Here is a 14,907-nt window from a genome sequence, read left to right as displayed (position 1 = left end):
GGATGGCACAGCGCCAAATCCAGCCGGCATCCATCATCGCATGGTCAATCTGGCGACGAGCCCATCAGGCAGCCGCACGGTGCGCTCACATCAAAAGAAACATGCAACTGTAATGCTAGTTGCGGAGTGACAGTATCCTTAACTCCGCCCCTCTTGTCCAAACCGCGGGCACGGACGTCAGGAATAAAGGACCAGAAAACAGCATTTACAGATCAGACTGTCGCGGGGCGACGGATAAACCAAAGCTCATTTCGCCCTAGAATCTCGACCCAACAAATTTGTGCCAATCGTCCATCTGCCCGGCAAGAAACGTGAGGTCCAATCGATTATCCATGTGCTCAGATTCATCAGCGCTAGAGCCCAAAAACAGACCCAATACCTCCATAAGATCGTCGGCCTCATCAGCTAAACTCAGCAACCTGATCATATCAGGTGGCACCTTGATTGTACTTCCGGGCCACCATTTTGCGCTGTCGTAGCTTTGCAAGCGCCTGATGACGTCCGCCGGTATGACACGTTGCGGCAAGGCCGCGTCAATCGCATAACCGAGCGGGCAAAGCCACTCGCGCCGCCTGTATTTGAAGAATTCGCTGATGAATGTTCGGGCAACGGACCATTCTTTCGTTTCCGCGCCGACCCACGCGAAAAGCCAGTTTACCAATTCCATCAGCCGCGGACTATCTGCGCGGATTGGACGATCGTGTTTGCCATTCCGGATTGCAGCATCAGCTTCCCGCAGAAGAAAGTCGTGGTCGTGTGTTGCCCAGCGAGCGTCGTCCAGTGCTGCCTGGCAAAAGTTGACCAAGAGCTTGAGTTGTGACTTGGAAACGGCGGAGAGTTGAAGACCGTAGCGCCCCCTGTTGACCCATGCGTTCAGCAATGATGCTTGGGATCGGGAAGCGAAGGCCAGTGCTGTCCACATCCCGGATGATGTTCTAATTGACCGAGGTGCCGACCGTTCCAAAAGTCGAGCCAAACACCCGTCCACCTCGTCACCGATGCCGCACCGAACGGCCAGAGGAAGGGAATGTATTAGGGCTCTCATCCATTTCGGGCCCTCGGTAGCACGTTCTACAATACGATCAATCAAGTCTAGCGCGTCTCTATGGTCGACCTGATCGAACCTTGTCCTTGCAAGAAAAAATGCCCACACCGATGCCGCATGTGGTTGGTCAATGTGCCGCGGCGGTGCAAACGGAACACTTCGCCATTGGCCGGTTTTAATGAGCAGTGACGATGCCAATTCCCATCCTTTGCTCTGATCCCCTTCGTCGTACATTGCTGATCGCGGATGCTGCAAACGGCGATCAATGCGCGCATCACCGAGACCGGCCAATGCGGAGCCATGGGTGACCAGATGACGCCAGGCTATCGGTTCGGGCAGCATCTTAACGACGTTGGCCGGTAGGAGACGGCTCGCCGATCGCTCCAAGAGATAGCAGGACACTTGTCCATTAGCCGGGAAATCGGCAGCGGCGTCGGAGAGAGCAAGCTTGAAGGCATCGCGCCAGTCCCTGTCGACACTTGTGACCTCCTCGCCGCACAAAAGGCGGAGATAGAAGATCTCCGCTGCATTCGCGGTGCGGTCACCTTCCTGATCAATGCGGTAGAAATGCAATACACTTCTGGCAACCTTCTGAAACAGATCGGGAGAATGGCGCCGCATCAGCGGCAGGGTACGCGCACGGAGTTCAGGGTTGTGCCGAAGGGTGTCCCGGTCGCGGTCGAAGGTCACGATCCAGACCTCGCGACCGAGACAATCAAAGGCGCGATCAATATCGTCAGGCATAACGTTGCAGAGGGGTGCCAATACCTCGCGCGCCATACGTCTGCTCATGCTCCTGGCCACCAAGCCCGGCCAAGCCAGCTTCTGGGCGTCTTTATCGCCGATATGCGATAGGATGCGTTGCTCGTAGAGCCAGCCGATGAACCCATCGTTAGCCTCCTCTCCCTCGATCTCTATCTTCCTAAGAAGGTCGGCTCGTTCATTCGTTGGCGTCCCCCGGACGAGATCGACCGACAGCCGGAGTGTAAGGGGCTCCCTCCGCACGGCAGGACCACTTTTTCGCCCGACGATCTGATCCGCCCACCCCTTCTGCCATGCACTACCCAGGTAGTGCTCCCCAAATCGCCTAACGAGCGCAAGAGCATCCTCATATCCCATGGGGGCCAGCTTGTGTTCCTTGAGGGTCCAGGATTCAAATTCCTGATGGAATTCCTGAACCTCCGCGCGACCCGCAGCCACGACGCAGAGCTCAGGAAAGTCGCGCCCCTCAAGCAAGCTAAGAAACTCAACGATACCCTTCATGGCCAGTGGATCAGCCTGTACGACCTCGATCGTGTCAAGCACCAGAAGGAACGTCCGGCCTGGTGTTTCCGTAAGAATAGTGCGTACCAGGGCGCGGATGCGGGCGAAGGGTGTTGCGCCTCTGTCGGGACGGCTATTGCTGTCCGGGCTAGGGTCCCGGTCCGGGGCTGACGGGAATTGCAGCAGGAGCTGCCGCTCGACATCCGCTAACAGTTTAAGGGGGTTGCCGGGAGAGAGGGAAGCCCGGTCGAAGTCCAGGTAGGCGAAGGGAAAACGGGTCGCTTGATTCAATGCATGATCGAGCACGAACTTAGCCATCAGCGCCGACTTGCCCAGGCCGCCGCGGCCGATGATCATCATCAGCCTGGGAGCAGTGTCGGTGAGGAAGCTCTTGATCATGCGGCTACTACGCTGGGCGAAGCGGCTGAAACCTTCCATGGCCGTCTGCGATTCCAGTTCGTCGACGAAGGAACGCAGCAGCCTCAATTCATCGCTGCGACCGACGAAGCGGTTGTCATTGCTGCGGCCGGAGGCGCCGATCAAGACACGCAGGGGCTCCAGAACCTCGCCCAACTCGGCGCCGCGCCGCAGTTCGTCCAGAGTTGGGCGTGCGGGGAAGAGCCTGGACCTGACCTGCTGCAGGGCTTCGCAGGCTTTGGCACCGGCGCGCCACATGATGGTTGACGAGGTCTCCAGGAGCGGCGCCGGTTCGGAGAGGTAGAGCCGCAGCAGGGCCGACGCCAAGGCATCCTCATCCTTCGATCCTGTCGCTATGGCGGACCGCACGGCCCGATCATCTTCCGCACGATGCGCCTGGAGGGTGGCTGCCAGAAGCTCGGAGCCGGCAAGTGCATCGATCAGCCGGCCGCGCACGCCGTCATACAGACGCAGCCTTGTCCTCCGCCCGACCGTTACTGTCGCCGCATTGGCAAGGAGTGCGGCGGAATCGTCCGAAGACGTGTCACCGATCTCAGCCAATGTAAAAGTGTGGGACAGTGCCGCGTGGAGGCACGCCTGTGTCAGGGGAAGAGGCAGCGGTTCAACCTCGTCCACCTGCGGCGGCGCGCTTCGAAGCATCTCGGCGATGAGGGTCTCCCCGCCCAACCGCATGAGGCTGTCGCGGAGACCGGGGTTGGTCTCCATAATGGCTTTCAGATCGGGTGTGGACGGGTTCAGGGCTTGTTACCGCCATTCAGTTTATAGCGGAGCACAATGTTCACGTGGCGTTGGACTTCCATGATCTGCTTCGCTGGCGGAGATCCCCGATTCTGTTCATCTTGCTTATATGCCATGGCCATACCAGCAATATCGCCAAGGGCCTGCTCGTCAGGGTCGCGACCGCGTGCATGCCACGCCGCTGCCACCACCTCTTTGATGCCGGCCTCAGTGATGGAGTTGGGATGCAACTCCTCGGTCACCGCATTTTCCTCGCCCAGGAAATCCGGGGTGTCGCCAAGGAACAACCATCGGAACCGTCGAAGTTCCCGGGGGAGGTCGCCATTTGGCGGACCTTCGGACGACCCGGCGATGAACTCTCGCAATTCCGCCCCCATGGCATTCTGCCGAAAATCATCGAAGGCAATCCAGACAAGGCGCCACCGTTCCCTCTCCTGCCATTGCGCTTCGGTTTTGTCAGCGAGTTCCTGGATGTCCGGGGGCACCTCCTTCCCAAGGTCCTGTAAACTCGATCGGGCAAGGCGGGCCGTGTCCCGGCCGTCAATCTTCCTGATGCGGTGCCGACCGTGCACCTCCGCCACCCATGCTGGCATCGTTTTCGATGCCCAGACGGTCTGCTTTCCCTGGGTGAGATCTCCCCCCGACAGGTCGGACGTCGGTCGCGGGGGCATGCCGGCCAGTTCGGATACCGGAATGAACAGGAGGTCAAACAGCGCCGCGACAAAGCTCTCGACAGTGTCCGGCATAGGTCTGGTCTTAGGATCGAAAACGATCAGGACATCGTCGGTCGCCTTGATCCTATCGATGACGGAGATGGAGAACGTCTTGCCGGTGCCTGTGTCCTGGCTCTCGGCGATATAGATGCGCATCGCTGCGTCTTCCGGGTTGGCCCCGGCCTGTTGCGCCCAGTCCAGCAGTGCCCGGCGGCCAATGACAACTTCATACTTGTCCTGCGCCTTGGCAAGGTTCCATCGGATCACAGGCGGTTCAGGCGGCTGTGCGCTCCCCGGCAGATAGGCCTGAATTTGTGGGAGAATGTGCTCTATCGACACGGCTTGGTTGGCCAGCGGGAGATAGGCCGGCTGAAATGCCGCGACATGGAGCCCGACAGGTTGGAGGTTCCGATCGAAGCAAGGGGCACCGGAGGTTCCCTTGGCGGTTTCCGTGTCGTACCGAAACCGTGTGTTCGATATGCAGATCGAGGCCAGCCGTCCCACATCATACACTCGCGGCGATCCATTTGGATGCTGGGAGATCATAATGCGTGCAGCCACCCCGAGCGGATTGGACTGGTTCGGGAACTCAATCCAATGCCGTCGCCGTCCGCCGTTACGGTCGACGGCCATCCGCCCTGCAGGTTCGGCAAGCCGGATCAACGCGAAATCGAGGTTTGTGGCGAGTTGGGCCTGAACGGTCGGGTCCGGGGCCGCATGTGTTCCGTCGCCCGGCATGACCGGACTGGACGCCACCATCCAATCTTGAGCGAGGAGCACACGAGAGATACTACCGAGATGATTCCCATGGACAAGTGCGTCGATGGCCAAGGTACGGGAGTGATCGACATGGTCGAAATAGACCTGCACGTACTCAGGAACTTTCTCAGTTTGGACGGCATCAATCACAGGCTGCATCACGTGCATGGCGGTCAGGACAAGATCGGGCCCAACTAGCCAGCCAGTTCCCACGGTGGGCTTGTACCCTTCCTGCGTCGGGAATTGACCATAGATGCAGCAGATGCGGTCCTCGATCTCGGTGAAATATCGCTTGAGCGTTGTGCTCTCGAGGAAATTGTCCCGACGGGCCAGCATCGCCTGATGTGTCGACGCGTTCTCACCATACAGCAGCTTGGCGAGCCTCTCCGTCAGTTCAGGTGCGCAGTCACTGACCCGGTGGAGGATCGCTTCGAGAAGCAGCAGGCTCTTCCCATTCTTCTCCGCGTGATTCAGAACCTGGCGGACGTGGACGACCCTGGCATCTGGCAGATGCAGGGAAGCGCCCGCAAGTTGGTCGTAGTTCGCGACATCCGCAAATGTCACGGCATCCTGCCGGAACATGCGCTCCGTCAGCCCATCGACAATCAAAGGGGCGAGCTGGTCAATAGCATCACTAGTCAGCATGGTTGGTCAGGTCTACAAAAAGCGGTTGAATTCGGGGTGGGCTCGCAGCGCAGCGGCGGTGATCGCCCGATTGCCCGCCGTCACGCTGCCCCAGTAATGTAGCGCCTCCACCGACCTATTGAGGAAACTGAACACGCCGCCACCGGAATAGCCGCCGATCGTGGACGCATCGTGGACGATCTCTCCAGGACGGGCACCCGGATCGTTCATCGCTTCACCGAAGCTCACCCGCTTGCGTTCATCGGGATCGCCAAACACCAGACGGACCCGTTCCGGGATCTCCGGCATCCGCCCGGGATGTCCCACGACAAACAGGCTCCCGAGATCGCCTCCGTCACCCTGGGCCAATTCCAGACGCCCCGTCGTCGGCCCCTGGAGAAGCTCAACACGCAGGATCGCCGCGTCCACGGGATCGACTTCCGCAGCGACCCAGGGCACATCGATAACCTTGCAGACATGTTGACGCGCCGGTCCGTTGTCGAAGGCGAAATCCAGTTCGACGAAATAGTCCCGACGCACCCGTGCGGACGAACTGCCGTAAACCCGCCGCGCAAGGGCGGTACCACCCGGCGGTGGGAACAGCACGTGACGGTTGGTCACGGCAAGTCCGTCGGCCAGCATCCAGGCAGTACCTTGGACCCAGGTGAATGACGGGTTGTATGCGTCCCGGACACGAACTGCGGCAACCGTACCGGCAATATCCAGAAGCATCCGGCGATGGCTGTCGGCGATTTGACGCCAGCGATCATCTTCGGGAGGAATGAACCCGTCCGGGTCCAGGCCGTCCCCGACCACACGGACAGCGGGACGGCCACGGGTCTGGATGACGGCCTCAAGCGCCAGCGCGTCCTCTGCGCCCACCATCCCGCTGGACGCCCCACCTTCAAAGGCCTCCATCGTCCTGCGCGCTGTATCGACGAGGTGGGACGCCAGCCCGTTCGCCTCCTCATCTGCCAGCCCATGTCCGCCCCCCACCCGGCTAGCAGCCATCAGTCGGGCCTTGATCGACATGACATCGCCGTGATCGGGTGGACCAGAGCGCCGGCCCGCCACGAGTTCCAAGGCTTCGGAATGGCCGCCCCCGATTGTGGTGCGCCCTCCGAGCAGATGGCGAGCGCGGCATGCCGCGGTGTCCAAACCTGGATCGTTCTCCAGCCGATTGTCGCTCATGGCGCTGTCTCCGGGGCCAGGAATACTTTTGCCCGCGAACCGAGCGCAGCCCGCAGCCCGGCGGACATCGCAGGCGGAGGCAGGGCTTCGACCGCTGCCCGTGGCGTCTTCCCGACCTTCACCTTGTAAAAGGCGATCGCGGCCAATTCCATGGCGCTGAGGGGATCGCCGAGCATGGGACCGACCGATTCCAGCCCCGTCTGTCCCAACACCTCGGCCAGCAGATCGGCGACCTGACGAGACGAGTTCGATACAGCGGGAGCGAAAACGGTCTCCTGCCCGAGCACGGACAGGGGGTCGGCTGCGAGCAGAGCAGCGGCGTCAACGATGCCGGCGCCGAAATTCTGCAGGTCGAAGCCTTCAGGAACGTGGGCTGTTGACCGTATCAGCGCCTGGAAGACGTGTTGCAGTCGCAGGCCGGCGGGAAGCTTGCCGATCAACTCTTCCCGCCCATGGTGGGCCAACCAAAGCGCAGCAAGGCCGGCCAGATGCGCTACAGCAAAGGACGTGCCCTGCCCACCCTCGACCGCCGCCGGATCTCCGGGTACACCTGCCTTGGCCCGAAGCACGAACTCCGCTGGGCCGGAGATATCGACAGCTGGCCCCCTGCAGGAGCCCTGCCATGGCCTGAACCGGCTGTTGATCCCGGCGACGGCGATGACCTCATCATAGCGGGCTGGCCAGACCACCTGACCGACACAGTTGCCGGCAGCCGCCATGACGATGATGTTGGCGTCGATCGCCTCTTTCACCGCTGCCCGGAGCGCGGAACTGAACACGCCGCCGAGGCTCATGGTGATGACATGCCCGCCGTGTCGGCGGGCATGGTCGATCGCCTGTGCGACACGGCTCTGGTCGAACACTGCAACCGATTCGATGCATCGGATGGGCACAAGTGTCGCCTCTGGTGCCACGCCCGAGACCCTGCCTGTCAGCGGGCTGGCGACGACGCTCCCCGTTCCTGTGCCGTGCCCAGAATTGCCACTACCATTCATCGGGTCGATCGGGGGCTGTCCGGGCTCGACGAAGTTCGCCGCGCCGGGCCTTGTATGGAGGTCCCGCGGGAGTTCGGGGTGTGTCGGGTCGACGCCCGTATCGGGCTGGAACACCATGATCCCCCGCCCCTTCGCCTGTCGGCCGGCCGCTTCGGAGGCGGCCCAGGCATCTTTCACCTTCGTTAGACTCAGGGCCCAGTGCGGATCATCGGGTTTGTCCTCCTCCGGCGCCCAGCACCAGAAGGCCCAGTCCGCGCTCTCTGGCGAGCCCAGATTGGGTGGTGGAACATCCGACTGGAAGAAATCCGATCCCAGATCGGGTTCGACCGACTCTGCCTCTGCGACCGGCTGGATGAGCCGCGCCAGGTCGAACAGATCGGCCCGATCCGGTCGGCCGACACTCGGTATCCGCAGCAGCCGGAAGCCGTCAAGTGCCGGGTCCGCCGCGAAGAGCGGCCCGAGCTCGACACGAAGGCCTAGTCGTTCACTGATCGCCTCCGCCACGGCGGCGTCGTCCACAGGGCAGGTATATTCCAGCGTGAACCGGACACCGGGAGTGCCTGCCTGCGCGCGCTGTTCCCGCCGCCAGGAATTGAGCAAATCCCCCACAGGACTGTCGGTCTCTGTTCTGCCTTCGATCGGCTGTGTGTGGGGGGGCGCCGTTGTGGCTAGGGTGATACCCGTCCGGCGGCGCACTGTGCGACCGGAAACCCGGGACGCCTGGTCAGCTGCACGCAGATTGTCCGGGAATACGATACCTGCTTGGCGCTCAATCTCGGCGATGGGGATCATGCGCCGCGCCCAATGGGGCGGAGCGACGAATTCAAACGCCACATTGCCGAGGTCCTGCTCCAGGATGAAGCCAAAGCTCTTAAGGCGACCGGCATCGACAGCGGCCACGACTTTCCAATACCGGCTTGGAATACCGATCTGGATCGGGCCGACATCGTCGACGCCGATGAAAATCCGGTCGGCAGCGTCAAGAACGGGGCCTGCGAACACGGCCAGACGCTGCGAACGAGCCTGGGAGAGGATCAGATTCTCAAGATCTCCCCAGTTATCGTCGTCGGGTGTCAGAGCAAACCGGTTGAAGCCAGCGACCTGGGGTGAGCAGTTGGTGATATGGTACGTGTCACCGTTGGCCGCTTGGAGGGCGGCGTAGGTACTGCCCCAGGCGACATCTTCGCGGCGCACCAGATGGCCCTTATCGAACGCCTGCCGATCTTTGTTGAAAAAACGGTCTGAGAGTTGGTAGCGGGCGTCGAGGCGGGGATCGGGAAACCACTTCTCCTGGTCACCGGGGCCTAGGCCCGTCAGCCCGTCTCGATTGTAAGCGGACGCGGGCAGCGGCTCTGGCCGCTTGAGCGTTGCGCTCGCGTCGACATTCGCCGCCGTGATCATGGCGAGCCGTCGATCCGCGTGCATGACGATTGAGAAGTTATGGTAAGGTAAAACAGTTTTTCCTGACAGGGTCGGCGCAGCGAGCGAGGAATCGGCGGGTCTGGGCATTTCCACAGCGATCCCAAGGAAATTCGGATCGTAACCGCGCCGATTGTCGTAGGTTCTTTCCCGGAACGGCTCGATCATCCGTTCGACGGTCGCCCCTGGAGGTGTGTCGCCCGATAGGGTCACCTGGAACTGCGCGGTGATGGACTGCCCCAGCCGAATGGTGACGTCCAGAGGTATGCGCAGGGTTACCTCCCCGCCCGTCAGCTTGGTGGCCGCCCTAGCGTCAGGAGGCCCGTTTTCGCCCCCCGGAACGCCGCGCAAGGACTGCCCGACGGTTTCCGGATCGGCCCTACGCCACGCGTCTTCCCAGGGCACAGTGCGCCGTTCTGTGCGGGCCTGGAACGTCACGCCAGCGTCGACAACGCGCCCGTCACGCCCGAGCTGGCAGGCGGGCACAGCATAATTGGAAATCATATAGATGCCGGCGAAATGCAGCCCAAGCACTAATCCCGTCTGGACATCGATCAGCGCTGAACCGGACGCCCCTCCCAGCGTCGAACTGTCATGACCCAGGGCACCGACCCGATTCCCGTAACTGACAATCGACTCCTTACCGCTCACGACGCCGGGCATAAGACGTTTTACGTCATAAATCCCGTCGAAAACCCGGCTCTGCACGTCGGCCGGGTTCCTGCTGTCGAAAGCCGGGTAGCCGACAACGGCGACCTCCCGACCGACGCATTCCTCCTCGCTCAGGAGACTCATGGTCAAATGCGGCAATGATCCTTGCGGGATTTCGACCTCCAGAAGCGCCATATCCCAATACGGGTGTATCATCACGACCCGGCGCACTTGAAGGTATCTCCTGTTCGGATTTCCGTTCTCCGCAAGGAAATCGACGCCGGCTGTCTGGCCTGAAACGATTGTCAGTCCCTTGATGCCAATGCCACGCGTAAAGATTTCTGCGACATGACGGTTCGTCATCAACAGTGATGGCCCGACGACAAAACCGGTACCCCCATAGGGAAGGGAAGGGTGATCAGGCAATTCGATCCGGCCGACGCTTTGTATGGCGTTGGACAGCATGGCCTTCACCGCGGGCGCGTTCAGATGGGTCCATAGTTTATGATGAATATGATAGGTGCCATCAGTAATTAGAACCGATGGTCGCATCTCTGGAATGATAATCGCCTCAAGCGCAAAATGCTCTTCAGGTGAAAGTTTCCTTCCTAAAGTTATATTTTCCAACGCGCTTTGGCCGAACCGATGGCCGACCCCTTCGTTCATCCCCTCGTGTGCTGAAATGATTTCGTCGATGCCACCGAATGGCGCCATACGCCTCAAAAACGAAGCCAACAGATTTTCCCGATCTTCTGGACGGCTCGACATCTAGCAACTCCGCGCATTAAGGTTGTATATATTACCCCATTATAGGGGGGATTTTAGATATAAAATTCTATATATAAGGGCATACATCACTCTACAAAATCAAGAAAGGAGATTTAATCGTACTCTGTTTCGGTGCTTCACAGGGATTCTGAACTCGCCCAAGCTTAACACCGAGCAAAGACTGTCCAGTCACCGGGGACCAGCTCTTGTCGTCGCGATGAAGACAAGGTTGCGCTCTGCCAACCGCATGCACCGTCCAGCCCTTGCTTGCTCTGATCCTGTCCCGTAACGCCCGCCTCATCATCTGAAACGGCGGGTTGCGTGCCCACGCCGAACCCGTCCCTCCAACCGCAAAGTATCATCCGGCAACCCGCCAAGTTGCGGGTCGGCCGGAGTGTGCGTGTAGAACCAAACCGAATAGGCGCTACGCAATACCGGCAGCATCACGACCCTGGTGCATAATCAGGTCTACATCTAATCAATGGGTTATGGCTAAACCTGGCAGACCAGTGAATCTTTCGGGCGAGTTGAGAAGTTACCATTAACTCGATATGCATACGCAGACAGGATATTTCTTGTTGATTTTTGAGAAAACTTTGCGCATTCTAACGTCAAATAAAATGAGGGTTCGTGCCTTGATTGCCGATAAGTCTACACCAATTCGTGAGCGCATTCTTTCTCACTTTGAGCCATCTGTTCGCGGCGCTCTGGTTGAGTTCTCTAAGTATATATCGAACTTGCAAACAGATTATGTAATATGCATGGCCCGTAAAGCGTCACGCTTGCTTGACTTGCTTGTGCTCGCAGGATGCTCGCCGCCGCCGCGATCTTATACTTATCATCATGTGTTGGATCAAGATCTGAGTCGTTTCTCCGGTAAATCAGTCACTCTGGTTGATGATACTCTGATACTTGGAACAACTTTGGGGCAAGCGGAACGTAAGCTTCTGGCAGCAGGGGCGCGATGCGTGAATTCAGTTGTCTTTGCGGCAGATTCGGATCACTGGAAACAGGCGCTTGTCAAGCCGGAAAAAATATTTATCAAGATGAATCACGACGAGATATTGACATTTTGCTCTGCAGAAGTTCGGGCATTGTCTACATTTTCTATACCCTATTTGTCAGATTTCCCAATCTCAAGTAGTTTAAGGCAATCTAAGGTATCACTCAACAATTTGCAAAGTCTAGGTCGATGGGAGACAGTGTCCCTGTCAACCGGTGGCGAACCTATGGAGGGGAGTGCGTGTTACTCTTCTGTTCCATTGCAGGGAGCGGAATCTGCAATTGAGCGGGTATTTTCTCTTAATCTTAGCGGCATCATTCAGTTATCGAAAGTCAGAATCTATAGCCGTTTATCAGAATCTGGCGTTTATTGGACCCGTTTTGTTCCTATTGCAACGCTATCCCCACTCTCCTGTGACGCTGTTGAGAAGTTATTCGCAAGTTTAGTTGAGGAGCTAGAGGGAGTATCGGCCAATTCATTAGTAAGTATTCGTAATAATATGGTTTCTAATATTTCAAAGCTTAGGTTTTGTCAATATATTGTAAGCCTTTCTCTTGGACAATATTATCTAAATTCTCTTCAAAAAAACCTTTCGTTTTCTAGGATTCCGACTTTCTCGCAAGACGAGGCGTCTCGTCTCTTTGGTTTCTGGATGCGGGGCGACCTTACTAGATGCCACGAAGCTGTAGATCTTCTTCTTAATGGAGATGCTCCTGTTCGCATTCGAGATGCCAATCTAAAGAAGGTAATGCTTCCTGAAGAGGTTATAAAGATATCGGACACCGAATGTATGGAATTTGTATCTACTGAAGAAGAAAAGAAAACCGGTAATTTGTCATCTTCTAGAACAGTTCGAACAGATATGGAGCGTATATTTTTAAAACTACATGAAACACATGAGGTAGCAGCTAGGTCCGAAGTAGAAAGGTTTGGAAAGAATATTTTTGAGGTACCAGCGCATGAAGCTCCGCATCGGGATCGGCTAAAATTTGGTTTCGACTGGGGAACGATTGCCAAATGCATACTTACTCGTGAGCGTCTTAAGGCGACGCCTGGGCGCGTTACTAGACTTAGCTTTTTATTAGATATTTTAGTGGACGCTGGGATAGCAGTTCCGCTGCTTTGTGAGCGTGATGGCGTGCTGTTCCGTGCATACAGACACGGTGAAGATGTTCCATTTGCAAATCAAGAATTTGCCCTTGTCCATGATACCATGTCAGGGTTCTTAAGTGGTGCCAAGGTGGAGCAGATCCCGCGGATCATATTTGAGAAATTACTTGTCTCTCTACTAAGAGTGGGGGTAGCTAAGAAGTTTTTGAATGAGATTCATGGTCGAGGTGGGGCAGTGCGAGATATAGCTCGCATTGGGTTCCATTTGCATGGCGCAGTCGCCACGATTCCTAAAGACGATAGCCTTCTCGCTGATCATCAAGATTCCTGGCTTTCGCAATACTTAGCTGATAATGGCATAATTACACGGGCGGAGCGTGGGCAGTACAAAATTGGAGAGAGGCCCGAAGCAGCAAAGATAGCCGCTTCGGCAGATGTAGATGCCAGAAATCTCGGATATCTTCTGGGAAGACTTTGGAAATCACAGGAATTGAATGGACGGAAAGTACTATCTGATCAAGATTTTATTATTCTAACGACATGCTCAAAGCCTAGAGATACGGCTATGGCTTTGGCTGCCGAGTTAAATATCATCTTAAGCAATGCTCGCATCCTACCTAAGCGTCTAGACGATTCTCGCCCTGAGGAGCAATATAGAGCTTTTATTGGCAGTACAACATATACAGCTATGCATTCAGCGCGCATGAAGTATCTGGCATACAGAAAAAATGCCGCTCGAGATGTAGTAACTCGTGGTGAGTTATTTTTAGGATCAACTGAAGAGGGAGCCGTTCTGGCTGGTCTATGGCGAGCATATTGGGACCCTGTGTTAAACGATGGCGATAGACATCAGCAGGAAACCTTTGATTATTGGATTAATTTGTGTATGCAGCGTATAGTTATGCACGCTGAGCAGCTATTCACTGTGGAATTAGCGTTAGTTTCGCAGTTTTTCACAAAAAATCCAGCTAAAGGGGAGAGGCATTTTACACGTTCGTGTTTAAAAGTGATCGATTACTTTGATCAGATTCCTCCAGGATCAAACCATCAGCTAAGAGAACGCCTACTTGAAATTGCTGCCAATAAAATTGCAGTAGAGCCCAAGACTATGCTGAGCTACGCACTTAGGATAATTGATCGAGAATTAGGTGAATCTAGCCATGTCTGTCGCCAGATTTCGTCTGTTTGTTCAGCTTTTGGGAGAGTCGATAAGCGTTTAAATTATCAGTATGTCATTTGGTATGATATTATTGATTCAACCGGAGAGAAGTCAGATCTTCGTGGAGACGCTCTTCGTGCTTATAGAATGAAAGTTCGTGGATTCAAAGAAGTAATTAATGACGAGATTGAGGCATTAATTTTTGATGGTCGTCGTCGCGATATTGATATTTATTGTTGGGCAAACTCGCTATCATCCAAAGATGATGAGAAGAATATATTCTTCTCCGGAGCTCGTTCAATAGAGCTTGTTGGTCGTTGTATTAATTTAATATTCAATCAATCAAGGGCGCTTGATGTACATGTTCGAGTGCTAGTTATTGATGCTTCCTTTGCGGGAGATAGTGCGCATAAGTTTGCTTCTGATAGCACCGTACATGGAGAGGCATTCTGGGAACATAGCAGCAGAGTTAAGAAAAGACTTAAGGATCTTGAACGTGGATACGAAAAGAAGTCGAGTTATCTTTGGTTTGCCGCTGACATGGTAAGGTCGTCGGATAAATTATCGTCTGGGATTTTATATCATGGAACGAAGAAAAATGGTACATTGGACGTTAAAATTGAAAATTTTTCCCTTAATGTTCGTTATTGCGGCGGAAATATAATTTAATGACATTTTGTACCCTAATTTATCATTTTGCATGAAGCGGGGAAATTGGTATTTCGAAAATCGGCCCGTCTGCTTCCGGCCCCAACACGGCAACTGAGGGGCTCCGGCTGGTCTTCATCCCCCCTCCCCGAAACGCCAGACGGGAACGCCCATCTTGCGGGCATTGTCGGGGAGGTTCTGGGTGATGCCGGAGCCTGGAAAGGCGACAAGGCCGATGGGCAGGGTATCCAGCATCTGGTCATTGCGGCGGAAGGGGGCCGCCTTCTTGTGGCGGGTCCAGTCAGGCTTGTAGACGATCTGGGCGACGCGGCGGTTCTCTGCCCAGCAGGCGGCGATGCGTTCGGCTCCCTTGGGGCTGCCGC

Annotated in this window: 6 protein-coding genes; 1 reads left to right on the top strand and 5 read right to left on the bottom strand. The window is 56.5% G+C overall.

The genetic code is table 11. The features are described from left to right. Window positions 1-256: 256 nt before the first annotated feature. The 4 genes from Q0072_RS05740 to Q0072_RS05725 are packed head-to-tail and all read right to left on the bottom strand — an operon-like array spanning window position 257 to window position 10,604. On the bottom strand, window positions 257-3,451 hold the full coding sequence (locus Q0072_RS05740) for an NACHT domain-containing protein (protein WP_298327003.1): 3,195 nt from the start codon (window positions 3,449-3,451) through the stop codon (window positions 257-259). Between the two features lie 29 nt (window positions 3,452-3,480). Further along, on the bottom strand, window positions 3,481-5,601 hold the full coding sequence (locus tag Q0072_RS05735; RefSeq protein WP_298327001.1) for a trypsin-like peptidase domain-containing protein: 2,121 nt from the start codon (window positions 5,599-5,601) through the stop codon (window positions 3,481-3,483). A 12-nt stretch (window positions 5,602-5,613) separates the two neighbouring features. Next, window positions 5,614-6,771, bottom strand: a complete 1,158-nt coding sequence (locus tag Q0072_RS05730; protein WP_298326999.1) for a trypsin-like peptidase domain-containing protein — start codon at window positions 6,769-6,771, stop codon at window positions 5,614-5,616. Next, the gene (locus Q0072_RS05725) at window positions 6,768-10,604 is read right to left on the bottom strand and encodes a DNA/RNA non-specific endonuclease (RefSeq protein ID WP_298326997.1); all 3,837 of its coding nucleotides are present in this window, start codon (window positions 10,602-10,604) and stop codon (window positions 6,768-6,770) included. Before Q0072_RS05725 ends, Q0072_RS05730 begins: the two co-directional genes overlap by 4 nt. A 575-nt stretch (window positions 10,605-11,179) precedes the next feature. Here Q0072_RS05725 and Q0072_RS05720 point away from each other — a divergent pair. Continuing rightward, entirely contained in the window at window positions 11,180-14,545 is a 3,366-nt protein-coding gene (locus Q0072_RS05720; RefSeq protein ID WP_298326994.1) for a hypothetical protein, read from the top strand. Window positions 14,546-14,659: 114 nt separating this feature from the next. On the opposite strand, the gene Q0072_RS05715 is transcribed toward Q0072_RS05720, so the two are convergent. Further along, window positions 14,660-14,907, bottom strand: a 248-nt coding sequence (locus Q0072_RS05715; RefSeq protein WP_298326992.1) for an SLOG family protein, incomplete at its 5' end; no start/stop codon positions are given.

The sequence above is a fragment of the Asticcacaulis sp. genome (assembly GCF_027484505.1).
In the GTDB taxonomy this organism is placed as follows: Bacteria; Pseudomonadota; Alphaproteobacteria; order Caulobacterales; family Caulobacteraceae; genus Asticcacaulis.
The sequence above is the reverse complement of the archived record's forward strand: the minus strand, read 5'-3'. Positions and strand labels throughout refer to the sequence as shown.

What these genes read in the sequence shown, in the direction of transcription:
- Q0072_RS05725 (WP_298326997.1), bottom strand. Translation starts at nt 10,604, where the DNA reads ATGTCGAGCCGTCCAGAAGATCGGGAAAATCTGTTGGCTTCGTTTTTG.
- Q0072_RS05730 (WP_298326999.1), bottom strand. Translation starts at nt 6,771, where the DNA reads ATGAGCGACAATCGGCTGGAGAACGATCCAGGTTTGGACACCGCGGCA.
- Q0072_RS05740 (WP_298327003.1), bottom strand. Translation starts at nt 3,451, where the DNA reads ATGGAGACCAACCCCGGTCTCCGCGACAGCCTCATGCGGTTGGGCGGG.
- Q0072_RS05735 (WP_298327001.1), bottom strand. Translation starts at nt 5,601, where the DNA reads ATGCTGACTAGTGATGCTATTGACCAGCTCGCCCCTTTGATTGTCGAT.